A 23,223-nucleotide genomic window follows, 5' to 3' on the forward strand; every position below is an offset into this window, starting at 1 on the left:
CGGCCTCAGTGCCAGAGCTCGAAGACCAGGGCCGTGACCCCGACCGCGACGGCCACGAGCAGCCCGGCGAGCAGGATCGACCCGGTAGTCCAGACCCGGGGGATCGCGACCGACCGCCGACCGCTCAGGCTGTGCGGGGTGATGCGCACGAACTCGTAGCGCTCCCCCTGCAGCCGGGGACGGAACCAGGCGATCCCCGAGCGCACCACCTCGTCGTCGTCGAACACGCGCGCCGCCTCCCCCCGCACGACGACACTCCAGACGCGGCGGCCCCAGCCGCCGTCGATCTCGAAGGCGACCTCCGGATGCCGGGTGATGCTCTCGAGCTTGGAGCCCGGCGTCGTGCGGAAGTAGAGCGCGTTGCCGTGCATCAGGTAGTTGACGGGGAAGACGTCCACCCCGGATTCCGACCGGACCGCCAGTCGGCCGAGCTCGTGGCTGCGCAACAACCGGTGGGCCTGCTCGTCGCTGAGGGGGGCAAGGCCCGGTCGGGTGCGCTCGTCAGCTGACACGATCGACCTTCCGCTCCGGCAGCCGGACGCGGCGACCCGTGATCGTGTCGATCTCGAGGCGCACGTAGTTGAACTTGTCGCTGGGATCCCAGGCGCGCAGCGCGAGGACCGTCGAGGCCTCGATATCGGCATCCGAGTTCAGACGCATCGCGTGTCCGTGCACGACGACGCTCCAGGCGCTCGTGTCGGATCGCTCGTCGACCTCGAACGCCACCCGCGGATCACTGGTCAGGTCGACCATCTTCGATCCGGGGCCGCTCCGGAAGTACAACGCGTCGTCGTGCATCACGAAGTTGACCGGGAAGATGTCGACCCCGTCGGAGCTGCGTATGGCGAGGCGCCCGAAGTCGCCGCCCGCGATCAGTGTGCGGCACTCGCTCGGGGCGAGTTCGACCGCGCCATCCTCGGAGACGGTCACGTCGCCACGTCGCCGATGTTGACGTCGATCTCGACGAAATCCACACCCGCGACCGAGGCGGCGGCGTGCCGGGCCTGGGCGCGGACGGTGGGGGACGGCACATGACCGTGGAGGCGGACGACGTGCCCCTCCACCTCCACCTCCACCTCGCCGTCGTCGCCGATCGCCGAGGCGACCGCGTTGCGGACCTTTTCGGCGACCTCGTGATCGGGGATCCGCCACCCCTCGCCCGTCGCGCGCACCGTGATGTCGTTCTTGATCTGGTCGGGGCCGACCACGCCCGCGGCGAGCTCGACCGCTTCGAGCCGCTCCGCGAAGCTGCCGACCTCGCCGCTGAGGCGGATCGAACCGTCGGAGGCCTCGACTTCGACGGCCAGGGCGTCGAGATCCACGGACTCGTCGAGGGCGCTGCGGATACGGAGCTCGAGAGCCCGGTCTTCGTGTGCGGTCATGGGCCCATCGTCGCGGCGTCCATTGCGCGCGCCCAGGGCCGAAAGTCCCCTGAGCGCGGGCGGAGCGAACGAGGTCGGCACGACGCGGATCGGGTGAGCTCCGCGGCGCACCTCGTCGAGCAGCTCCCGTGTCTCGCCTCGTTCCCCGGGCGTCCAGGGCACGACATGCGCACGATCGTCAGCCGGGGTCCACGACCCGGGCACGATGACGGTGGGGCACGGGGCCGCGGCCGCGGCGCGCAGCAGCGCGAACGCCTCGGCCCGGGGGAGGCGGCCGCCCTTCGCCGCCGCACCGCTCGAGCCGACCACGAACAGGTCGATCGATCGCGACTCCGCGAGCGCCTGCGCGAGCGAGGAGCTGACGGGACGCATCGCGCAGGGAACCGCGGCGTGGGCGGCGCGCAGCTGCTCTCCCGCGACGAGCAGGAGCGCCCGCGGATCCCTCGACTCCAGCCCCGAGGCGATCACCTCGAGGGCGGAGGGCGTTGCGCGCGCGTAGTCGAGCGCCCAGGCGAGCGCCCCGGGACCCTGCCCCGGCCGGATGGCCACCATGACGTGTTCCATGACGCCTCCCGGCCGCCGGATCAGTCCGGCCAGCGCCAGTCGCGCACCTCGGGCAGGTCGTCGCCGACCTCCCGGGTGTAGTCGCGGGCTCGCAGCCGCGCGTCCTCCAGCTCCTGTCGGAGCCCGGCGTGCTTGGCCGCCAACCCGGGAACGCGGTCGATCACATCCATCACCAGGCGGTAGCGGTCGAGATCGTTCAGCATGACCATGTCGAACGGGGTCGTCGTCGTGCCGCGCTCCTTGAAACCGCGAGCGTGGATGTTGTGGTGCCCGTGCCGCCGGTAGGTGAGCCGGTGGATCATCCAGGGGTAGCCGTGGTACGCGAAGATCACCGGCTTGTCGGTCGTGAAGATCGCGTCGAAGTCGGCGTCCGGCAGTCCGTGCGGATGCTCCCCCGCCGATTGCAGCCGCATGAGATCGACGACGTTGACGACGCGCACGGCGAGCTCGGGCATCCGCTCCCGCAGGATCGAGGCCGCGGCGAGCACCTCGAGGGTCGGCACGTCGCCGGCGGCGGCGAGCACGACATCCGGCTCCTCGCCATCGCGTTCGGTGCCCGCCCACGGCAGGATGCCGAGCCCGCGCGTGCAGTGCTCGACCGCTTCCTCCATGGTCAGCCACTGCGGCGCCGGCTGCTTGCCCGCGACGACGACGTTGACGTAGTCGACCGAGCGCAGACAGTGGTCGTAGGTGCTGAGCAGCGTGTTGGCGTCGAAGGGCAGGTAGACCCGTACGACCTCGGCGCTCTTGTTGACCGCGACGTCGAGAAAGCCGGGGTCCTGATGGCTGAAGCCGTTGTGATCCTGCCGCCAGACGTGGCTCGACAGCAGGTAGTTGAGGCTCGCGACGGGTGCCCGCCACGGGATGCCCTTGGCGGCTTCGAGCCACTTGGCGTGCTGGTTGAACATCGAGTCGACGATGTGCAGGAAGGCCTCGTAGCAGTCGAACAGGCCGTGACGGCCGGTCAGCAGGTAGCCCTCGAGCCAGCCCTCGCACTGATGCTCGCTGAGCATCTCCATCACGCGGCCCGCGCGCGCGAGGTCGACGTCGTTGTCGTGGTACTCGCCGTTCCACTGCTTGGCGGTCGCCGCGTAGACGGCGGGGGCGAGTCGGTTCGAGGCGGTCTCGTCCGGACCGAAGATGCGGAAGTTGTGCGGGTTCATCCGGATGACGTCGGCCAGCCAGTGGCCGAGCACCGCCGTGGCCTGGCCGTCGACGGCTCCCGGCGCCGGGACCTCGACCGCGTAGTCGCGGAAGTCGGGCAGCCGCAGCGGGGTGCGCAGCAGGCCGCCGTTCGCGACCGGGTTGGCGCTCATCCGGCGGTCGCCCTCGGGGGCGAGGGCCCGGATCTCGGCCCGCGGCGCTCCCGACGCATCGAACAGCTCGTCGGGACGGTAGGAGCGCATCCAGTCCTCGAGGATGCGCAGATGCTCCGGGGTGTCGCGCGCGTTCGCGAGCGGCACCTGGTGAGCGCGGAAGGTGCCCTCGACCTCGAGGCCGTCGATGATCTTCGGGCAGGTCCAGCCCTTCGGCGTGCGCAGGATGATCATGGGCCAGCGCGGCCGCTCGCTCAGGGTTCCCGCCGCGGCATCCGCCTTGATCGTCGCGATGCGGTCGAGCACGACGTCGAGCACGGCGGCGAATCGCTCGTGCACCTCGCGCGGGTCCTCGCCGTCGAAGCCGCCCGAGACGAGGTACGGCTCGTGCCCGTACCCGCGCATCAGCTCGAGCAGCTCGTGCTCGGGGATGCGCGCGAGCACCGTCGGGTTCGCGATCTTGTAGCCGTTGAGATGCAGGATGGGCAGCACCACTCCGTCCTGCACCGGATTGACGAACTTGTTCGAGTGCCAGCTGGTCGCCAGCGGGCCGGTCTCGGCCTCGCCGTCCCCGATCACGCAGGCCACCAACAGGCCGGGATTGTCGAAGGCGGCCCCGTAGGCGTGACTGAGGGAGTAGCCGAGCTCCCCGCCTTCGTGGATCGACCCGGGGGTATCGGGCGAGGCGTGGCTCGGGATGCCGCCCGGGAACGAGAACCGACGGAACATGCGCCGGATGCCGTCGTCGCTCTGGTCGATCTCGGAGTAGATCTCGGAGTACGTCCCGTCGAGGAAGCCGTTGGCGACCATCCCCGGGCCGCCGTGCCCCGGCCCGGTGATGAACAGGGTGTCGAGGTCACGCTCGCGGATGGTGCGATTCAGGTGCGCGTAAAGGAAGTTGAGACCCGGCGTCGTGCCCCAGTGGCCGAGCAACCGCTGCTTGACGTGCTCGACCCGCAGCGGCTCGCGCAGAAGCGGGTTGTCGAGCAGGTAGATCTGGCCGATGCTGAGGTAGTTCGCCGCCCGCCACCAGGCGTCGATGCGGTCGATCTCGTCGGCGCCGAGCGTCTCGGTGCGGCCGAGCGGCCAGGTGGTCGCCGGGGGCGCAGTGGGCGTCATGGGTCTCCTTCGGGGTCCTCCGAATCATCCTGCCCGCATCCGGCCCGACCGGCGCGGGTCGAAGGTCCTCCGCCTCCAGCGGGACCTTCGACTCTGCCTCGATCGGGCCGGTTCCCTCAGCCTGGATTCGAGCAGCAGGGGAGTGCACCATGTCCGTCCGTTACATCATCGGCTTCGATGGCTCGAGCCCGAGCGAGGCCGCCCTGGCCTGGGTGATCCGGCGCGTCCGGCACGAGCCCGGTCCCATCGTGCTCGTCCACGTCGCCGAAGGCGACTCGGGCGCCATGGGTCGCGCTTTCGAAGACGCCGACATGCGCGAAGGCGCGGCGCTGCTGTCCCGTCGGATCGACGCGCTGCGGCACTCGGACCCCGATCTCGATGTCGAGGGTCTCGCCCTCGAGGGCAGCGTGCCCTGGGAGCTGGCCCGCACGGTCGCCCCGCACGACCTGCTGGTGGTGGGAACGCACAAGACCGGGTTCCTGCATGGCCGGGTGCTCGGCTCGCGGAGCGTGCAGATCGCCGCGGTCGCCCGCTGCAACGTGGCGGTCGTGCCCGAGACCGACCTGCGGTTCCGCAGCGGGGTCGTCGCCGGCATCGACCGCGCCGAGACCGCGGATGCCGTCGCCCGCACCGCCGCGGCCGAGGCGGCCGCGCGCGGCGACGAGCTGACGCTGGTTCAAGCCGTTCCCGCGGGGGCTCCCGTGCAGGACCGGGCGCCGCTCGCGGTCGCGATGGTCGCGGCACGCGACGCGCAGCCGGGCCTCGTCATCCGCTCGCGCATCTCGACCCGTCCGCCCGCCGAGGCGCTTCTGGACTCGGCCCGCGACAAGGCCCTGCTCGTGCTCGGGCCGGGCTCGAACAAGCCGGAGCGCTCGCCGATCGGCTCGGTGCTGCACGACGTACTGCTCAACGTCAACGCACCCGTCGTGGTGGCGCGCGCCTCGGCCGATGTGAACGTCGTCGCCTGAGGAACAGGAACCTCCTCGACTGAGGGAGCGTCCTCGCCTGAGGGGCCGACGCGGCTCAGGGGATGACGGCCACCGGGCAGGGCGGGGCCGCGAGCACTCCGCGGCCGACCGACCCGAGCAGGGCCCGCGAGACCGAGGAGCGCGCGGGGCGCCCGACCACGAGCAGCGAGGCGTTCCGCGCCGCCGCCAGCAGAGTCGGCACGGCCGCGCCCACGCGCAGCTCGGTGCCGATCTGAAGCCCGGGCGCACGACGGCGCACGAGGGCGTCGAGCCGATCGAGTGCACGCCGCTGCCGGTCGGGGATCGATTCGACCTCGGGATCCTCGTCCGCCGGCACGGCGCCGACGCCGGGGAGATCCCAGGCGTGGGCGAGCGTCAGCGGTCGGCCGGTGCGCTCCGCCTCCCGCTGGGCGAAGCCGAGGGCCGCCCCCGCGACCGGGTCGGCGGCGACGCCGAGCACGACCGGCCCGGGCGCCGCGATCCACTCCGAGGGCACGACGACGACGGTGCAGTGCGCGATCGCCGCCAAGCGCTGCGGGAGCCCGCGGAACAGCCTGCTGCCCCGGTGTCCATGGTGGGTTCCGATCACGAGCACGTCGTTGAACGCCGAGGCCCGCGCGAGCACCTCGGCGGGGTCGCCGGACTGCGTCGCCACGGTCACCTCGGCCGCCGGCAGCACGAGACGCAGGACGGCCTCGGCCCGGTGCAAGGCCTCGCGCGCCGCCTCCTGTTCCTCCGACGAGCTGCGCGGCGACACGACGTGCACCAACTCGATGTCGACGGCGCGCGCTCCGGCGTGCGCGATCGCCCACCGCAGCGCGGCAAGGCCCGCCGCGCCGCCGTCGCTCGCGATCAGGATGCGCTCGGTGCCCGAGCCGTCGAGCTGGGTCGGTTCGGTCACGGTCTGGATCGACATGCGGCTGCTCCTTGTGCGGCGGGATGCTTTCAGCCTCGCGCGACGCGCCCCGCACGTTGAGTGCCGAAGGTCCTATCGGGCCGCGAGCACCGCCGCCGTCTCGCGCGCGATCTGCAACTCCTCGTCGGTGGGCACCACCAGGATCGCGACCGGCGCGTCGCTCGCCGAGATGCGGCGGGCGACCCCGCTCCGCTCGGCGTTCGCCGTCTCGTCGATGCGCAGCCCCAGGAACTCGAGGCCCTCGACCGCCCCGCTGCGCACCTCGCGGCTGTTCTCGCCGACACCCGCCGTGAAGACCAGCGCGTCGAGACCGCCGAGCACCGCCGCGTAGGCGCCGATGTAGTGGCGCAGGCGGTGCAGGTAGATGTCGAGGGCTCGCCGCGCCGACTCCTCACCCGCGTCGATCGCGTCGGTCAGGCCGCGCATGTCGATGTGACCCGAGAGCCCCAGGATGCCGCTGTGCCGGTTGAGCAGCACGTCGAGCTGGTCGGTGTCGAGTCCGGCGTTGCGCTGCAGGTAGAGCAGCACGGCCGGATCGATGTCGCCCGATCGGGTGCCCATCACGAGACCCTCGAGGGGCGTCATCCCCATCGAGGTGTCGATCGAGCGACCGCCGGCGATCGCGGCCGCCGACGCCCCGTTGCCGAGGTGCAGCACGATCATCCTGAGCTCGCCGAGGGGCCGATCCAGGAAGGCCGCGGCGCGCTCCGAGACGATGCGGTACGAGGTGCCGTGGAAGCCGTAGCGGCGGATGCCGTGCCGGTCGGCGAGCTCCGTGTCGATCGCGTAGCGGCGGGCCGCTTCGGGCAGTGCGGCGTGGAACGCGGTGTCGAACACGGCGACCTGCGCAAGTTCCGGGAGGGCGGCACGAGCCGCGCGGATGCCGAGCAACCCCGGCGGGTTGTGCAGCGGGGCCAGCGGCGCGAGGGCCTCGATGCCGCGCTCGACCTCGTCGTCGATGACGGTCGCGGTCACGAATCGCTCGCCGCCGTGCACGATCCGATGGCCGACGGCGTCGATGCGCAGCCCGGCGAACCGGTTCAGGATCTGCGCGATGGCGCTGCGGTGGTCACGCGCCTCGGATCCGGGTTCGCCGATCCGGTCGATCACGCCCGTGGCGGCGACCTCGGCCGTCTCGACGTCGACGACCCGGTACTTGACCGACGACGAGCCGGTGTTCAACACGAACACCGAGCGGATGTCGCTCACGAGTTCGCCTGCGCCTGAATCGCCGTGATCGCAATCGTGTTGACGATGTCGCGCACCAGCGCCCCGCGCGACAGGTCGTTGATGGGTTTGGCGAGACCCTGCAGCACCGGGCCGATCGCGACGGCCCCGGCACTGCGCTGCACGGCCTTGTAGGTGTTGTTGCCCGTGTTGAGATCGGGGAAGACGAAGACCGTCGCGTGGCCGGCGACCTCCGAACCCGGCATCTTCGAGGCGCCCACGGCGGGGTCGGCGGCCGCGTCGTACTGGATCGGGCCGGCGATCGGCAGCTCGGGGGCGCGCGAGCGCACCAGCTCGGTCGCGGCGCGTACCTTGTCGACGTCCGACCCGGTGCCCGACTCGCCCGTCGAGTAGCTCAGCATGGCGACGCGCGGCTCGATGCCGAACTGCCGCGCCGTCGCCGCCGAGGCGATCGCGATGTCGGCGAGCTGCTCGCTCGTCGGGTCGGGGATGACGGCGCAGTCGCCATAGACGAGCACGCGATCGGACAGGGCCATCAGGAACACGCTCGACACCACCGAGAAGCCGGGCGCGGTCTTGACGATCTCGAACGCCGGCCGGATCGTGTGCGCCGTGGTGTGCGCGGCTCCCGACACCATGCCGTCGGCCAGGCCGTCGTGCACGAGCATCGTGCCGAAGTACGCGACATCCGCGACGCGCTCGGCCGCGACCTCGCGCGTCATGCCCTTGTGCTCGCGTAGACGGAAGTACTCGTCGGCGAAGCGCTCGTGCAGCACGGGATCGCGCGGCGAGATCACCTGCGCCCGCGCCAGGTCGAGCCCCAGTTCCGATGCGCGCGCCCGCACCACGTGCTCCTCGCCGAGGATCGTCAGTTCGGCGATCCCTCGCTGCAGTACGGCGCCGGCCGCCTGCAGGATGCGGTCGTCCTCGCTCTCCGGCAGCACGATCCGTTTCGGCTGGGCCCGGGCGCGCTCGACGAGCACGTGCTCGAACCGCACGGGCGTCATGACGGTGCTGGGGTTGAGCTGCAGCAGGCGGATCAGCTCGCCCGCATCGACGCTGCGCTCGAACAGGCCGAGGGCGGTCGCGTACTTCTGCGGCGAGTCGGCGGCCAGCCTGCTGCGCGTGGCCATGATCCGCACCGCCGTGTCGAAGGTCCCCGTCTCGCAGCGCGCGATCGGCAGCGTGGCCCCCAGCCCCTCGAGAACGCGCGTGATCGCGGGCGCGACCGGGAATCCGCCGTTCAGCACGACGCCCGCCAGAGCGGGGAAGGTCTGCGAGAGGTGCGCGACCACCGTGCCGACCAGCACGTCGCTGCGGTCGCCCGGCACCACGACGACGCTGCCCTCGAGCAGTCTGGGAAGCACGTTCTCGAGGGTCATGGCCGCCACGACGGTCCCGCGCACCGGTCGGTCGAGCAGGGCGGGGTCGCCGAACAGCAGCTCGGCCCCGACCGACGCCAGCACCGAGCGGAGCAGGGGCGCCGTGAGGTCGGCGTCCTCGGGGATCGCCCAGGTGGGAAGCCCCGTGTCGCGACGCACCGCCTCGACGATCGCGGCCGAGGCGGAGGAATCGACGCGGTTCACGACGATGGCGACGGCATCCGCATGCTCGGCGTGCAGTTCGGCGATCGCAAGGCGCGCAACGGCCGAGACCTCTGCGGCGTCGCGCGGGGCGTCGCCGGCCGGGGTCCTGCCGCTGAGAACGAGCAGCACGGGCGCCGCGAGGTCGGCGGCGATGCGGGCGTTGGTCGCGAACTCGGTCGGCGACCCGACGTCGGTGTAGTCGGAGCCGAGGATCAGCACGGCGTCGCAGCTGCGCTCCATCTGACCGAAGCGGTCGACGATGCGGGCGAAGGCGGCATCGGGGGCGGTGTGCAGCTCGGCGTAGTCGGTGCCGGTGCAGTCCCCGGCAGGGAGCCCCGCGGTCGAGTGCTCGATCAACAGCTCGAGCACGTAGTCGGGCTCGTGCTGCGAGCGCGCGACCGGCCGGAAGACGCCGACGCGCTCGACGGTCCCCTTGAGCGCTTCGAGCATCCCGACGGCGATGGTCGACTTGCCGGATCCGCCCTCGGCGGAGGTCACATAGATCGTCGATGCCACGCGATCACGCTACGCGGATCGGCCGGGTGAGCGGGGGCCGAAGGTCCGTCGGGTTCACAGCAGCACCGCGTCGAGTAGGAGCCACAGGGTCGGGACGCCGACGAGCGCCACCGCGAGCGCCACCGCCCCGAACCGCATCGGGATCGGCAGGGGCAGCGTGCCGTCGAGCAGCCGGCCGACCCGCGCGCCGTCGGCGGCCGAGCCGGCGAGGGTGCCGGTGACCGGGCCGGCGAGCCGGGCGCCCGGGTGCGGCGCCGCCAGCACGATCGCCCGCGCCAGCACCCGTTCGTCGGTCGCCCGGCGGGCGCGGTCGTCGGCGAGCATCTCGACGAGTTGCGCGACCTGCCGCTCGGCGAGGGCCGCCGACGGGAATCCGGGCAGCGCCGATCGCCAGGCGCGGAATGCCACGAGCAGCACGTCGTGCCGCTGCTCGGCGTGGGCGCGCTCGTGCGCGATCTCCGCATCGAGCTCGCGCTCGTCGAGCAGCTCGAGCAGTCCGCGTGACACCACGGTCAGCGGGCGACGCGCGCGCGGCAGGCAGTAGGCGACGGGGGCGGCGTCCTCGAGCAGTCGAGCTCCGGCCTGCGGGGCGGGACCGCTGAGCAGCTCGAGCAGGGCCAGGTGACGCCGGCGATGGCGCTGCACCTGCACGACGGTCAGGGCCAGATGCGCCAGCAGGTACGCCGCCAGGGCACCGGCCGTGACGATCCCGGCCCACGACCACGCCGACAGCGCGCCGACCCCCTCGCGGGCCAGAGCCGCGACCGCGCCCCGGCTCGCACTGCCGAAGTCGGTGCCGAAGGGCGCGAGCCCGAGAGCGAGCGGCGCCCCGATCATCGACAGCCCGCCGGCGACGGCGACGGACTGCCAGAGCAACAGCGCGCTGGCCGGCGAGCGCCGTGTCCAGCCGGCCCGGGCGAGCAGGATCGGCACGGGCCCGGCGAGCGCCAGGGCGAGGAGGGCGAGCACCCCCGCCGTCGCGATCATCGGGCGCCGTCGATCATCTCGGGCCGTCCAGCAGCTGGCGCAGCACCGCGGCGTCGCTCGAGCTGACCCCTCCGACGAAGCGCTCGAGCACGGCGCGGCGATCGCCGGCGTCGCCCAGGGCCTCGTGCATGAGTTCGGCGATGTGATCGGCCCGGCTGGCGACGGCCGTGTAGCGGTGCGGCCGAGATCCCCGATCCGCCCGCACGAAGGCCTTCTTCTCGAGGCGCGACAGCACGGTCAGCACGGTGGTCGCGGCGAGCTCCCGGTCTCCGGATGCGGCGGCGAGCCGGTCGCGCAGCTCGTACGCGGTCTGCGGCCGGGTCTCGGCCCAGAGCAACTCCATGACCGCACGTTCGAGATGCCCGAGTCCCGCCATCGCCGCTCCTTCCGCGATCCGATTCTACGCCTCGTCGAAGTTCTTGTACGAGACGTAGAAGCACTTCTACACTAAGTAGAAGTCGCGAAGCCCGCGGCGGGACCTTGGACCCTGTGCCCCACGCCCCGCACCCGGAAACCTGGCAACTGCTCGACAAGTTCGATGCATTCGCACAAGAGTTAGGACGCCCGCAGTGGACCCCCTCGATATCGCACGGTGGCAGTTCGGCATCACGACCGTTTACCACTTCCTGCTGGTTCCGCTGACCCTGGGACTCGGTCCCGTCGTCGTCGTGTTCCACACGATGTACGTGCGCACCGGCAACGAGCGCTATCTGCGCATGACCAAGTTCTGGGGCAAGCTCTTCCTGGTCAACTTCATCCTCGGGGTCGCGACCGGCATCGTGCAGGAGTTCCAGTTCGGCATGGCCTGGAGCTCCTACTCGCGCTTCGTCGGCGACGTCTTCGGCGCTCCGCTGGCCATGGAGGGCCTGCTCGCCTTCTTCGTCGAGTCGACCTTCCTCGGGCTGTGGATCTTCGGCTGGGGCCGCCTCCCCAAGAGGGTGCACCTCGCGACCCTGTGGCTCGCGGTCATCGGATCGTGGCTCTCGGCCTTCTTCATCATCGTCGCGAACTCGTGGATGCAGCATCCGGTCGGCGTCCAGCTGGTCCACGGCCGCCCGCGCCTCGTCGACATCTGGGCCGTGCTGACCAACAACACCGCCCTCGCGGCCTACAGCCACACCCTCACCGGCTCGCTCGCGGTCGGCGGCGCGTTCCTGCTCGGAATCGCCTGGTACCACCTGTGGCGCCGGCGTCACGACGGCATCGACACGGTCGACGCCTCGGGCCGGGTCGTCGTCGGTGAGGCCCCGGAACTGCGCGGACGCGACAAGACCGACCACAAGGTCTGGCTCACCTCGCTGCGGATCGGCGCGGTGGTCGCGGTCATCGGCTTCGTCGGGGTCGCCATCACCGGCGACCTGCAGGGCAAGCTGATGTTCCAGCAGCAGCCCATGAAGATGGCCGCCGCCGAGGCCGCCTGCCAGACCGGCACGAGCTTCTCGGTGCTGTCGATCGGCGACGTCGGGGCGAAGAGCTGCAAAGACGTTGTGGGCGTCATCGAGATCCCCGGGCTGCTCTCGTTCCTCGCCAAGGGCGACTTCACCACGACCGTCACCGGCGTCGACGACCTGCTGCCGCAGTATCAGGAGAAGTACGGCACGACGATCCCGAACGACCCGATCTACGGGTCCCAGGCCGGCAAGACCATCCAGTACGTGCCGATCATGGCCGTCACCTACTGGTCGTTCCGCCTCATGATCCTGTTCGGCGCCCTCGCGGCCTTCGCGGCCCTCGTCGCGCTCTGGCTGACCCGCAAGGGCACGGTTCCGCGGTCGAAGTGGCTGGCGCGGCTGGCGCTCCTCGGCATCCTGTCGCCCTTCGCGGCGAGCGCGGCCGGCTGGGTGTTCACCGAGCTGGGGCGTCAGCCCTTCGTGGTCGCCCCCAACCCCACGCCCGGAGGTATCGACGGGGTGTACATGTTCACCGCGGCCGCCGTCTCACCGGGGGTCACGAGCGGCGAGTTGCTGTTCTCGCTGATCAGCCTCGGGCTGGTCTACGGTGCCCTGCTCGTCGTCGAGGTCGGGTTGCTCGTGCGCTACGTGCGCGCCGGAGTGGCGGGTGCGATGCCCGAGCTCGGTGCTCCCGAGAAGCCTGACGAGCCCGGAACCCGCGACGACGTGCTCGCGTTCGCCTACTGAGATCCGACCGGAGAGATCATCATGACTACCCTGCAAATCGTCTGGTTCATCGCGATCGCGATCCTCTGGATCGGCTATCTCCTGCTCGAGGGCTTCGACCTCGGCGTCGGCATGCACATGCTGGTGCGCGCCCGCAGCGAGAACGACCGCCGCGTCATGCTCAACAGCATCGGCCCGGTCTGGGACGGCAACGAAGTGTGGCTGCTGACCGCCGGCGCCGCGACCTTCGCCGCCTTCCCGCTCTGGTACGCCTCGTTGTTCTCGACCCTCTACCTGCCGCTCGTGCTCGTGCTGCTCGGCCTGATCTTCCGGGCCGTCGCGATCGAGTACCGCGGCAAGGGCAAGACCGTTCGGTGGACGCGCGCCTGGGACTGGGCGATCGGCCTCGGCTCGTTCCTCTCGGCCTTCGGGCTCGGCGCGGGCCTCGCGCTCACCACGACCGGCCTGCCGATCGACGCGAACGGCGACCGGGTGGGAGGACCGTTCATCTGGATCACGCCGGTCGCCGTGCTCGGCGGCCTCGCGGTCGTGGGCTTCTGCCTCGTGCACGGGGCCAACTTCCTGGCGCTCAAGACGGACGGTCCGGTGCGCGAGCGCGCCGGCCGCGACACCGTGCGCTTCGCCCCGATCGCCCTGCTGCCGATCGTCGGCTGGGTGCTGCTCGTGCAGTTCCAATCGGGTGACCTGGCGTCGTGGGTGCTCGTCGTGCTCGCGGTCATCGCGGTCGTCTTCGGCTGGATCGCCGCGCGCGGACGGCGCGAGGGCTGGGCCTTCCTGGGCTTCGGGGCCTTCCTGGTGTTCGGCGCGGGCTCGATCTTCGAAGCGGTCTTCCCGGTCGTGCTGCCGTCGACGATCAATCACGCCTACGACCTCACGGTCAGCAACGCCGCGAGCGGCGACTACACGCTGGGCGTCATGTCGATCGTGACCGCCTGCGCGCTCCCCGTCGTGCTCGCCTACCAGGCCTGGAGCTACTGGGTGTTCCGCCGCCGGATCGCCCCGCACCACGTGCCCGAGCAGCACGACGTCGTCGCCGCCGTGCGCTCGTGAGGCGCGGTCCGTTCACCGAAGCGGGACTGGGTCCGCGCGGGGCGCAGAATCTGGCGGCGCTGACTCTGCTCGCGGGAGTCAAGGCGGTGGGCCTCGTGCTCATCGCCGGGTCGATCGCCGACGGGATCGGGGTCGTCGCCTCCGGCGGCACCGATCTGCTCCCGTCCCTTCTGCTCGGCGTCGTCGGGGTGCTGCTGCGCGCGGCGGGCGCGTGGACGACGGCCGTGGTGTCGGCCCGGGCTTCGGCCGCGGCCAAGCTGCAGTGGCGCGGACTGCTGACCGCCCGGGTGCTCGAGGGCGACGACGACGGGGGCGACGGCGACACGGCGGTCCTGGCCACCCGCGGGCTCGACGACCTCGACGCCTACTACGCGACGGTGCTGCCGGCCGCCGTCTCAGCCGTCGTCATCCCCCTCGTGCTGGGCTTGCGGATCCTCTCGCTCGACTGGTTGAGCGCGGTCATCGTCGGCGTGACCCTGCCGCTCATCCCGGTCTTCATGGTCCTGATCGGCCTGCACACCCGGCAGAAGGCGGATGCCGCGGCCGGCGCCCTCGCCCGCCTCGCCGACCACCTGGTCGAGCTCGCCCGCGGCCTCCCGGTGCTCGTCGGACTCGGGCGCGTCGACGAGCAGTCCGCCGCCCTGGACGCCGTGCAGCGCGAGTACCGGGTGCGGGTCCGGCGCACCCTGCGGGTCGCCCTGCTCTCGGCCCTCGCACTCGAGCTCATCGCCACGCTGTCGGTCGCGGTCGTCGCAGTGACGCTCGGCATCCGCCTGCTGTCGGGCGGGGTGCCGCTCGCGGTCGCGATCGCCGTGCTCCTGCTTGCCCCCGAGTGCTTCGGCGCTCTGCGAGAGGTCGGCGGCGCGTACCATTCGGCGCAGGACGGGCTGGGTGCCCTCGGCCGGATCCGCACCCGGCTGACCGGTGCCCGCGTCCCCCGCCACGACACCCGGAGCATCGACGGCACCGTGACGATCGACGGCGTCGACGTGCGGTACCCGGATCGCGCGACGCCCGCGCTCGCCCCGGTCGACGCGCACCTGCTCCCGGGAGAGATCGTCGCGGTCACGGGAGCCAGCGGCGCGGGCAAGTCCACGCTTCTCGCCGCCCTGGCCGGCGTCCTGCCGCCCGGCACCGAACTGCACGGCACGATCGTCGGGATCGCCCCCGGCCTGATCGGCTACGCGCCGCAGGCGCCCAGCTTCGTCGCCGACTCGGTCCGTGCAGAGCTGGCTCTCTACGCCGGCCGGGACGACGTCGAGCGTCTGCTCGCCGAGCTGGGCATCTCGGGCCTCGCCGACGCCTCGCCGGCCCAGTTGAGTCCTGGGGAGGCGCGACGCCTGGCCGTCGCCCGCGCCCTCGCCCGGGTGGACGCCGGAGCCCGCGTGCTGCTGCTCGACGAACCGACCGCACACCTCGACGAGGGCAGCGCCGAACTCGTTCGCGCCGCCGTCCGCCGCCGCCGCAAGGCCGTCGTCGTTCTGCTGGCCAGCCACGAGCCCGCGACCCTCGCCCTCGCCGACCACCTGCTTCCGGTCGGCCGGAGCCGCCCGGAGTCAGCTCCGGCCGACGCGCGCGCGGCTGCCCCTCTCGCCGCCATCGCGGCTGACTCGCACACGCTCGGGGAGCCCGGATCCGCCCCCCGCGAAGAGGACATCCACGACCACGCCCGCCCGACGCCGCCGCATTCGGAACGCCGCGCCGCGCGCCGGCTCCTCGAGCTGCTGCGCCCCGGAGCCGGCCGGTGGATCGGGGCGACCGCCCTCGGAACCCTCGCCGCCGGCATGGCCCTCGCCCTCACCGCCGTGTCCGGCTGGCTCATCGTGCGCGCCTCGGAGCAGCCCGAGATCATGTACCTGCTCGTCGCGATCGTCGGCGTGCGGTTCTTCGGCATCGGACGCGCCGTGGCGCGCTATGCCGAGCGGCTGGTCAGCCACGACGCCGTGCTGAACTCGATCGACGCGCTCCGGCTGCGTCTGTGGGCGGCGATCGCGGCCCGGGCCGCCGGATCCCGGCGCCTCCAAGACGGTGGCACCGCCCTCGACCTGCTCGTGACGGCCACCGCCGAGCTGCGTGACGCACTGCCCCGGATCATCACCCCCCTCTCCGTCGGCGCTCTCACGGTCGTCGGCATCACGGTCACCGTCGCCCTGATCGCGCCGCCCGCCGCGACCGTCGTCGGCGCGATCCTGCTGCTCACCCTGCTGGCCGCCGCGGGCGCGGCGCTGCTCGCCGGGCGTCGTGCCGAACGGGACCGGGTCGACGAAGGATCCGCCCTGACCCGCGACGTCACCGCCCTCGTGCGCAGCGCCGACGAGCTCCGCGCCAACGGTGTCGCCGACCGCGCCGCCGCCCGGATCGCGCGAAGCGGGCAGCGCCGCGCCGCGGCCGAACGACGCTCGGCCTGGACCGCGGGGCTCGCCCTCGCGATCGCGTCGGCGGGAACCGGCCTGCTGGCCGTGACCGCGCCGGCGCTGACCGACGGCCTGGCGCACGCCTCTGCCGAAACGGTCGCCGTCGTCGCGCTGCTCGCCCTGGCCGCCCTCGAGGCGATCGCGGGGGCCGCGAGTGCCGCCCAGCGACTGCCCGGGCTGCTCTGGGTCATCGCTCCCCTCGACGAGCTGTTCTCGTCGACGCCGCGCCGAGTCGCCGGGACGGGCGCCGTGCCTGCGGCCATCCGCAGCGTCCGCTTCGACGACGTCGGCATCGTCTGGCCCGGCGAGCCCGCGCCGGTGTTCTCGCACCTGAACTCTCGCGCGACGCGACCGGACTGGCTCGTGATCGAGGGCCCCTCCGGCTCCGGCAAGACCACCCTGCTGACGGCCCTCATGGGAGCGATCGACGTCAGCGAAGGCCGCATTCTGCTGGACGGCGGCGACCTGGCCGACATGGACCCCGTGGCCTGGCGGCGCCGCATCGCCTGGTGCCCGCAGGAGGCGCACGTGTTCGACTCGAGCATCCGCGGGAACCTGCTGATCGCCCGACCGCGCACGGACCCGATCGACGACGCTGAGATGCTCCACGTCCTGCGCCGGGTCGGTCTCGGCCCGCTGCTCGACGAGCTGCCGGACGGTCTCGGTGCGCGGGTGGGCGGCGGCGGGCGCGCCCTGTCAGGCGGCGAGCGGCAACGACTCGCGGTGGCACGCGCGCTGCTCGGCGAGGCCGAGGTGCTGCTGCTCGACGAGCCGACCGCGCACCTCGACGGGCCGACGGCGCGCGCGATGATGGACGACATCCGCTCGGCCACCGGCGACCGGCTCGTGGTGCTCGTGTCGCACCGGGCGGACGACCGTCGAGACGGCGACCGCGTCGTGCGCCTGGGCGGGTCGGCTCAGGGCTTGGACGGCTTGACCGAGGCCCCGAACACGGCGGCCTGGGTGCGGCGCTCCATGCCGAGCTTGGCGAGCAACCCCGACACGTAGTTCTTCACGGTCTTCTCGGCCAGGTCGAGCCGCTCGCCGATCTGCCGGTTGGTGAGGCCGTCGGCGATCAGGTCGAGCACCTGACGCTCGCGCAACGACAGCTCGGGGACCGCGGGGGCGTTCACCTGGGTCAGTTCCGCCACGACCTGCCGCGTGACGTCCTGCCGCAGCAGGGTCTCGCCCGCGCCGATGCGGCGGATCGACTCGATCAGCTTCTGCCCGCGGATGTCCTTGAGCACGTACCCGCTCGCCCCGGCTAAGACGGCGGCGCGACTGGCCTCGTCGTCGTCGTACGCGGTCAGGATGATGCAGCGCACCTCGGGGTTGGCCGAGCGCACCTCGCGGCAGAGGTCGATGCCGTTGCCATCGGGAAGCCGCACGTCGAGCACGACGACATCGGGCGCCGTCGCCTGGATGCGGCCGAGCGTGCGCGCAACGGTCGACGACTCGCCCACCACCTCGAGGTCCCGCTCGGCGTCGATCAGCTCCGCGATGCCGCGACGCACGATCTCGTGATCGTCGACCAGGAACACTCGGATCATGCGACTCCATTCTCGGTGACCGGTACCCGCCAGAGTACCCGCGTGCCGCCCTCGGCCCGCGTCGCGATCGTGCAGTCGCCCCCGAGCTGCCGGGCCCGCACGGCGAGGTTGTGGGTGCCGCTGGCCCTGCCGTTCGGCTCGAACCCCACCCCGTCGTCGTCGATGCGCACGCGCAGCTCCGCGCCGTCGACCGAGACGTCGACCTCCACCTGGGACGCCTGGGCGTGCCGGGCGACATTGCTCAGGGCCTCGCGCACGACGGCGGTCACGTCTTCGGCGAGGACGTCGCGGATCAGCAGATCGACCGGACCCGAGAACGAGATCCGCGGAGTGGCATCCAGCACCTCGCCGGCCTCGGTGACGAGATCGAGAAGCCGGTGCCGCACCGAATCCTCGGCTCCGCGCGTCGGCGTCGACAGGGCGAAGATGACGGTGCGGATCTCGGAGATCGCCGCGTCGATGGCGTCGACCTGCCCCAGGATCCCGTCTCGTACGCCTCCCGAGGCGCGCGCGGCGAGGCTCTGCAGCGACAGCCCCGCCCCGAACAGGCGCTGGATGACGTGGTCGTGCAGGTCGCGGGCGATCCGCGAGCGGTCGTCGAGCAGTTCCAGCTGCTCGCGATCGAGCCGGCCACGCGCCAGCTCGAGGGCGACGCTCGCCTGGGCCCCGAACTCGGTCGCCATGGCCAGGTCGCTCGTCGAGAACCGCGGTGCGTCGGGGAGCCGCGACACCGAGAGGACGCCGATCGAGTGCCCGAAGGCCTCGAGCGGGACGACGAAGGTGGGGCCGAACCCTTCTCCCACTCCCACTCCGTCGACCGACTTCACCTCGTCGAAGAGAGCGGCTTCGCCGGAGGCGAGCACGCGCCCGGCGAGCGTGCCCTCGGCGGGGTAGCTCGCCCCCTTGAGCGCGTCCGAGCCCTCCCCGCGGGCGGCCGCGACCTCGACGGTTCCGGGTGCCTCGCCCTCGATGACGACCTGGACGAGGTCGGCTTCGATGAGGGCCGCCACGTGTTCGACGACGACGGCGAGCGCATCCGAGTCGCCCGAGAGGAGGGCCGCGCTCACGTCGGCCAGCGCCGAGCTCCAGCGCTCGCGGCGCCGCGCCGAGTCGAACAGGCGGGCGTTCTCGATCGCGATCCCCGCGGTCGCCGCGAGCACGCCGACCAGCTCCTCGTCTTCTGCGCTGAACGAGCCCGACACCGGGTTGGTCAGATAGAGGTTGCCGTAGACCTCGTCGCGCACGCGGATGGGCACCCCGAGGAAGGCCTCCATCGGCGGATGGTGCTCGGGGAATCCCACCGACCGGGGGTCGGAGTGGATGTTCTCGAGCCGGATCGCCGTCGCCTCGTCGATCACGGCGCCGAGCAGGCCGTCGCCGTGGGGCAGGTGCCCGATCGCCTCGGCGTCGTCCGGCGAGATGCCCACGTGGATGAACTGCTCGAGGCGTCCGTCCGGCCCGATGACCCCGAGCGCCCCGTAGCGGGCATCGACGAGGTCGAGCGCCGCCTCGACGATCCGCCGCAGGACTTCTTTGAGCTCGAGCTCCTCGACGACGAGTCGGTTCGCCCGCAGCAGCGCGCGCAGCCGTCCCTGCGTCTGCAGCACCCGCTGCGCCTGCGTGACGAGTTGCTCGATGGTGGTCTCGAACTCCGAGCGCGCGGCATCGGGGAACGCGATCGGATCCGACGTCGCCATGTCGCGCTCCTCCCAGACGAGACGACACGAGATGACGTGAGTCTATTCCGCGCGGCCCGGCGCGGTCGAGCTTAGCTCGGAACGCGCCACCCCATCGGCCGCGCGTTCCAGAGCGGGCTGCGCTCGACCGCCGAGACGAACCGCCGCCCGGTGACCTGCTCGGGGGTGATGCGCAGCAGCAACCGCTTCGGGCCCGGATTGACCAGAACGAGCTCCTCGTGCGGCGACCGCGGACCCGGCTCGTCTTCGTCGATCACCTCGGCGCGGCCGACGACCACGACGCTCCAATGCCGGCCCTCCTCGAGGCCGTCGATCTCGAACGAGACCTGCGGGTGCGCCGCGATGTCCCAGACCTTGCTGCCTGGATCGCTGCGGAAGATCAGGGTCTGCTCGCGGACCCGGTAGTTGACGGGCCAGATCCGCACACCGCGATCGGTGGCGGTCGCCAGCCGCCCCATGGTGGCGGTCGCGAGCAGACGCCAGCATTCTGCGGCGTCGAGTTCTTCGATATCGGTGCGGTCCATGAGATCGAGCATCGGATGCCGACGCCACGCCGACCAGGGCCGAACGTCCCCCGGCGGGACCTCCGACCCTGCCGGGCGCGTGCTCGCGGGGCGATCGTGGAGCCATGCGCAACGATCGCCCCCTGCAGAAACTCGTCGTCGGCGTCAGCGACACCGCGAGCGAGACGGCCGTCGAGTGGGTGGTCGATCGGCTGCGCACCCGGCCCGCCGAGGTGACCCTGGTGTCGGCGTTCGACTGGGATGTCACGGACTGGAACGAGGTCGACCGCGCGTTGGAACGGGTGGGCCGCACGATCCGTGCCGCATCGCCGGAGTCGATCGTGCACCTCGGCTCGGTCGACGCCCCGGCGGCCGACGCGATCGCCGAGGCGACGCGCGAGGCCGAGCTGCTCGTCATCGGCTCCCGTCGCCGGGAGCACCTGGCGAGCCTCACCGGAGCAACGGCCCTTCGGCTCGCGGGGCAGTCGCGGTGCGCGACCGTCATCGTCCCCGAGGCGTGGTCGCCCGCACCGAAGGGCCTGATCCTGGTCGGCGTCGACGACGACTCGAGCGACGGAGCGGTCGAGCTCGCGGCGCGCGAGGCCGAGGCGACGGGAGCCCGGCTCGAGCTCGTGCGCGCGTGGACGGCGCCCCTGCCCGCCTTCGACCCGCTGGTCTGGATCGCCGACACCGAGCACGCCCTTCGCGTCGACAACCAGGAGCAGCTGGACGCGGTGGTCGAGCGCGCGAAGGCGGCGCACCCGACCAGGCACATCGCCGGACTCGTCCGCGAGGGCCTGCCCTCGGCGGCATTGGCCGCCCGCGCCGGCGACGCCGACCTCGTCGTGCTCGGCACGCATCGGCACGGCGTCGTGATCGGATTCCTCCTGGGGTCGACGGCTCAGGAGCTGCTGCGCAACTCGACGACGCCGGTCTGCGTCGTGCCGGAGCCCGCGGCCGGTTGAGCCGGGCCCGTCGTCACGAGAAGACGGACTGGATCCAGCTCAGGCGCAGCTGCGCGATCGTGCCGACGATGACGTAGCAGACGACATCCGCCGTGATGAGCCAGCGCGTGAACCGGGCTCCGGGGCGCATGAGGCCGGTGCCGAACACCCCCTCGCGGGCGTTGCGGGTCGTCACGGCGAAGAACATCGGGATGACGATCGACCAGGTCAGCATGCAGTACGGGCACAGTGTGCCGAGCACGAAGATGCTCTGCGCCATCAACCAGATGACGAAGGCCATGGCCCCGGCGACGCCCGCGTTGAAGGCGATCCAGAACCAGCGGGCGAACCGCGCGCCGGCGAGCAGCGCGACCCCGACCGCGATCGGGGCGATGAAGGCGCTGAGCCCGATCAGGGGGTTCGGGAAGCCGAACACGGCGCCCTGCCACGACTCGATGTTGCGTTCGCACTGCACGAGCACGCTGAAGTTGCAGTCGACCTGCTGGGCCGGGTGCTCGAGCAGCTGGATCTTGTCGAGCGTCAGCCGGAACGACGCGAACCAGCCGATCGCCCCGGTGACGATCAAGACGACGGGGAAGAGCCAGGGTGCTCGGGATGCCCGGGCGGCGGGCGCGGATTCGGACATGGATGACCTCCCCCACCAGCAAAGTGCAGGCGCGGGGCCGCGGATCAGGGCTTTGGTCCCGCGGTCACCGGGAACAGCACGCGCACGACGAGCCAGCCGAGCGCGCCCCCGACGAGTTCGGCGGCGATGTAGGGCGCGACCGACGATGGCGCGATCCCGGCGAAGGTGTCGCTGAACATGCGGCCGATCGCGATCGCCGGGTTGGCGAAACTGGTCGAGCTGGTGAAGAAGTACGCGGCGCCGATGTAGGCGCCGACCGCGGGCGCGGCCAGCGCCCCACGCCCTGTGCGCGCCAGACCGAAGATCACCAGCACGAGTCCCGCGGTCGCGACGACCTCGGCGAGCAGGTGCGGCCAGCTGGCGCGGTCCGTCGTGCTCAACCCCACGGCCGGCTCGCCGAACATGAGATTGGCGAGCACGGCGCCCGCGCTGCATCCGACGATCTGGGCGGGGAGGTAGCCGATCAGGTCGCCCCAGGGACGGTGCCCGAGCAGGGCGTCGACGAGCGACACGACGGGGTTGAGGTGCGCCCCGCTCACCGGCCCGAAGACGAGGATCAGCACGACGAGCCCGAGGGCGGTGGCGAGCGCGTTCTCGAGCAGCTGCAGGCCGATGTCGGCGGGGGAGAGGTGCTGGGCGGCGATCCCGGAGCCGACCACGACCGCGGTGAGCAGCGCACCGCCCAGGAACTCGGCGAGGATGCGGCGCCCGGGGGATGCGATCACGGCGCGACTTCCGGCATGCGCTCAGCCTAGCCAGAATCCGGGGTCGCATAGACTCTCATCTATGAAAGCCGTCGATCGGTCCGAGCCCGTCGCGGGCTCGACCTCGCTCGGCGACCTCAAGGCGCTCGCCGATCCGACCCGCGCGCGGATCGCCACGCTCATCCTCGACAGCGACGAGGGTCGCACGACGGTCACCCGGCTCGCCGAGCTGCTCGAACTGCGTCAGCCCACCGTGTCGCATCACGCCAAGGTGCTGCTCGACGAGGGGCTGCTGCGCCGCGAACCGGCCGGCCGTCGGGTCTGGTATTCGCTCGCCCCCGATCGCGTCGACGAGGTCTCGGAGCTGCTGCGTCCGGCCGGCGAGCCGGACCTCGCCCAGGGGGTGCTCGAGCGCATCGTGACGGATCTGTCCGTGCGGTTCGCGGGCACCTTCAACCGGCCGACCGTCGACCGCTACGTGCACGAGAGCTACCGCCTGCTCGCCGAGCGGGCCCGCATCTCGCGCTACCTGCCCTCGCTCACGGCGCGCTTCGCAACCGAGCGGCTCACGGCCCTCTCGCGCGCGACGGGGGAGCGCGACGGGGTTCCCGAGGTGCTGTTCGTCTGCGTGCAGAACGCCGGGCGCTCCCAGATCGCCGCCGCGATCCTGCGCCAGCTGGCCGGAGACCGGGTTCGGGTTCGCACCGCCGGGTCGGCGCCCGCGAGCGCCGTCCGCTCGGTCGTGATCAGCGCCCTCGACGAGATCGGCGTGCCGCTCGGTGCCGAGTACCCCAAGCCCCTCACCGACGAGGTGGTCCGGGCCGCCGATGTCGTCGTGACGATGGGATGCGGCGACGCCTGCCCGATCTACCCGGGCCGCCGCTACCTCGACTGGGCGCTCGACGACCCGGTCGGACTGCCCCTGCCGCGGGTGCGCGAGATCCGCGACGAGATCGAGGCGCAGGTGCGCGGACTGCTCGCCACGCTCGAGGTGAACATCGGGTGACCGAACCCGGGTCGACCTCCCCCAACCCA

20 protein-coding genes are annotated in these 23,223 nt (G+C 72.0%); 6 read left to right on the forward strand and 14 right to left on the reverse strand.

Features of this window, described 5'->3' with window-relative positions; translation table 11 throughout:
- Nucleotides 1-5: 5 nt before the first annotated feature.
- The 4 genes from ACFPJ4_RS07705 to ACFPJ4_RS07720 are packed head-to-tail and all read right to left on the reverse strand — an operon-like array spanning nucleotide 6 to nucleotide 4,381.
- Nucleotides 6-512 (reverse strand): pyridoxamine 5'-phosphate oxidase family protein, encoded by a 507-nt coding sequence (locus ACFPJ4_RS07705; RefSeq protein WP_386739823.1) that lies wholly within the window; start codon nucleotides 510-512, stop codon nucleotides 6-8.
- Nucleotides 502-930 (reverse strand): pyridoxamine 5'-phosphate oxidase family protein, encoded by a 429-nt coding sequence (locus ACFPJ4_RS07710; RefSeq protein WP_386739824.1) that lies wholly within the window; start codon nucleotides 928-930, stop codon nucleotides 502-504. Before ACFPJ4_RS07710 ends, ACFPJ4_RS07705 begins: the two co-directional genes overlap by 11 nt.
- Nucleotides 927-1,946 carry a BON domain-containing protein gene (locus ACFPJ4_RS07715; protein ID WP_386739825.1) on the reverse strand — a complete coding sequence of 340 codons (1,020 nt, stop codon included), beginning with the start codon at nucleotides 1,944-1,946 and terminating at the stop codon, nucleotides 927-929. Before ACFPJ4_RS07715 ends, ACFPJ4_RS07710 begins: the two co-directional genes overlap by 4 nt.
- A gap of 20 nt (nucleotides 1,947-1,966) precedes the next feature.
- Nucleotides 1,967-4,381, reverse strand: coding sequence for a phosphoketolase family protein (locus ACFPJ4_RS07720; RefSeq protein ID WP_386739826.1), 2,415 nt, complete (start codon nucleotides 4,379-4,381; stop codon nucleotides 1,967-1,969).
- Between the two features lie 149 nt (nucleotides 4,382-4,530).
- On the opposite strand from ACFPJ4_RS07720, the gene ACFPJ4_RS07725 reads away from it, so the two are divergent.
- Nucleotides 4,531-5,349 (forward strand): universal stress protein, encoded by an 819-nt coding sequence (locus tag ACFPJ4_RS07725; RefSeq protein ID WP_386739827.1) that lies wholly within the window; start codon nucleotides 4,531-4,533, stop codon nucleotides 5,347-5,349.
- Nucleotides 5,350-5,404: 55 nt separating this feature from the next.
- Here ACFPJ4_RS07725 and ACFPJ4_RS07730 read toward each other — a convergent pair whose 3' ends face one another.
- From ACFPJ4_RS07730 to ACFPJ4_RS07750, 5 genes are all read right to left on the reverse strand, one after another.
- Entirely contained in the window at nucleotides 5,405-6,265 is an 861-nt protein-coding gene (locus ACFPJ4_RS07730; RefSeq protein ID WP_386739828.1) for a universal stress protein, read from the reverse strand.
- A 72-nt stretch (nucleotides 6,266-6,337) separates the two neighbouring features.
- Complete coding sequence (locus ACFPJ4_RS07735) at nucleotides 6,338-7,465, reverse strand: acetate/propionate family kinase (protein ID WP_386740613.1); 1,128 nt, start codon at nucleotides 7,463-7,465, stop codon at nucleotides 6,338-6,340.
- A gap of 5 nt (nucleotides 7,466-7,470) precedes the next feature.
- Nucleotides 7,471-9,555: a phosphate acetyltransferase gene (pta, locus tag ACFPJ4_RS07740; protein WP_386739829.1), complete on the reverse strand. Its 2,085-nt coding sequence runs from the start codon at nucleotides 9,553-9,555 to the stop codon at nucleotides 7,471-7,473.
- Between the two features lie 54 nt (nucleotides 9,556-9,609).
- Nucleotides 9,610-10,542 carry a M56 family metallopeptidase gene (locus ACFPJ4_RS07745; RefSeq protein WP_386739830.1) on the reverse strand — a complete coding sequence of 311 codons (933 nt, stop codon included), beginning with the start codon at nucleotides 10,540-10,542 and terminating at the stop codon, nucleotides 9,610-9,612.
- Nucleotides 10,543-10,555: 13 nt separating this feature from the next.
- Nucleotides 10,556-10,918, reverse strand: coding sequence for a BlaI/MecI/CopY family transcriptional regulator (locus ACFPJ4_RS07750; protein WP_386739831.1), 363 nt, complete (start codon nucleotides 10,916-10,918; stop codon nucleotides 10,556-10,558).
- 193 nt (nucleotides 10,919-11,111) lie between these two features.
- On the opposite strand from ACFPJ4_RS07750, the gene ACFPJ4_RS07755 reads away from it, so the two are divergent.
- From ACFPJ4_RS07755 to cydC, 3 genes are read left to right on the forward strand one after another with little or no spacing between them, the layout of a single operon-like run.
- Nucleotides 11,112-12,680, forward strand: coding sequence for a cytochrome ubiquinol oxidase subunit I (locus ACFPJ4_RS07755; protein WP_386739832.1), 1,569 nt, complete (start codon nucleotides 11,112-11,114; stop codon nucleotides 12,678-12,680).
- 21 nt (nucleotides 12,681-12,701) lie between these two features.
- Entirely contained in the window at nucleotides 12,702-13,730 is a 1,029-nt protein-coding gene (cydB, locus tag ACFPJ4_RS07760) for a cytochrome d ubiquinol oxidase subunit II (protein ID WP_386739833.1), read from the forward strand.
- Complete coding sequence (cydC, locus tag ACFPJ4_RS07765) at nucleotides 13,727-17,152, forward strand: thiol reductant ABC exporter subunit CydC (protein ID WP_386739834.1); 3,426 nt, start codon at nucleotides 13,727-13,729, stop codon at nucleotides 17,150-17,152. The genes cydB and cydC overlap by 4 nt, the downstream gene beginning before the upstream one ends.
- On the opposite strand, the gene ACFPJ4_RS07770 is transcribed toward cydC, so the two are convergent.
- The 3 genes from ACFPJ4_RS07770 to ACFPJ4_RS07780 all read right to left on the reverse strand — a co-directional run bounded on the left by ACFPJ4_RS07770 (nucleotide 17,062) and on the right by ACFPJ4_RS07780 (nucleotide 19,915).
- Nucleotides 17,062-17,694 (reverse strand): response regulator, encoded by a 633-nt coding sequence (locus tag ACFPJ4_RS07770; protein ID WP_386739835.1) that lies wholly within the window; start codon nucleotides 17,692-17,694, stop codon nucleotides 17,062-17,064. The genes cydC and ACFPJ4_RS07770 overlap by 91 nt on opposite strands.
- Nucleotides 17,691-19,391, reverse strand: a complete 1,701-nt coding sequence (locus ACFPJ4_RS07775) for a sensor histidine kinase (protein ID WP_386739836.1) — start codon at nucleotides 19,389-19,391, stop codon at nucleotides 17,691-17,693. The genes ACFPJ4_RS07770 and ACFPJ4_RS07775 overlap by 4 nt, the downstream gene beginning before the upstream one ends.
- 71 nt (nucleotides 19,392-19,462) lie before the next feature.
- The gene (locus ACFPJ4_RS07780; protein WP_386739837.1) at nucleotides 19,463-19,915 is read right to left on the reverse strand and encodes a pyridoxamine 5'-phosphate oxidase family protein; all 453 of its coding nucleotides are present in this window, start codon (nucleotides 19,913-19,915) and stop codon (nucleotides 19,463-19,465) included.
- Between the two features lie 104 nt (nucleotides 19,916-20,019).
- Here ACFPJ4_RS07780 and ACFPJ4_RS07785 point away from each other — a divergent pair, with 104 nt between their 5' ends.
- Nucleotides 20,020-20,859: a universal stress protein gene (locus tag ACFPJ4_RS07785; protein WP_386739838.1), complete on the forward strand. Its 840-nt coding sequence runs from the start codon at nucleotides 20,020-20,022 to the stop codon at nucleotides 20,857-20,859.
- Between the two features lie 13 nt (nucleotides 20,860-20,872).
- Here ACFPJ4_RS07785 and ACFPJ4_RS07790 read toward each other — a convergent pair whose 3' ends face one another.
- On the reverse strand, nucleotides 20,873-21,484 hold the full coding sequence (locus tag ACFPJ4_RS07790) for a vitamin K epoxide reductase family protein (RefSeq protein ID WP_386739839.1): 612 nt from the start codon (nucleotides 21,482-21,484) through the stop codon (nucleotides 20,873-20,875).
- A 44-nt stretch (nucleotides 21,485-21,528) separates the two neighbouring features.
- Nucleotides 21,529-22,209: an MIP/aquaporin family protein gene (locus ACFPJ4_RS07795; RefSeq protein WP_386739840.1), complete on the reverse strand. Its 681-nt coding sequence runs from the start codon at nucleotides 22,207-22,209 to the stop codon at nucleotides 21,529-21,531.
- A gap of 61 nt (nucleotides 22,210-22,270) precedes the next feature.
- On the opposite strand from ACFPJ4_RS07795, the gene ACFPJ4_RS07800 reads away from it, so the two are divergent.
- Entirely contained in the window at nucleotides 22,271-23,194 is a 924-nt protein-coding gene (locus ACFPJ4_RS07800; protein ID WP_386739841.1) for a metalloregulator ArsR/SmtB family transcription factor, read from the forward strand.
- Nucleotides 23,195-23,223: the final 29 nt, after the last annotated feature.

The sequence above is a fragment of the Lysinimonas soli genome (assembly GCF_042655435.1).
Taxonomy (GTDB): Bacteria; Actinomycetota; Actinomycetes; order Actinomycetales; family Microbacteriaceae; genus Lysinimonas; species Lysinimonas soli.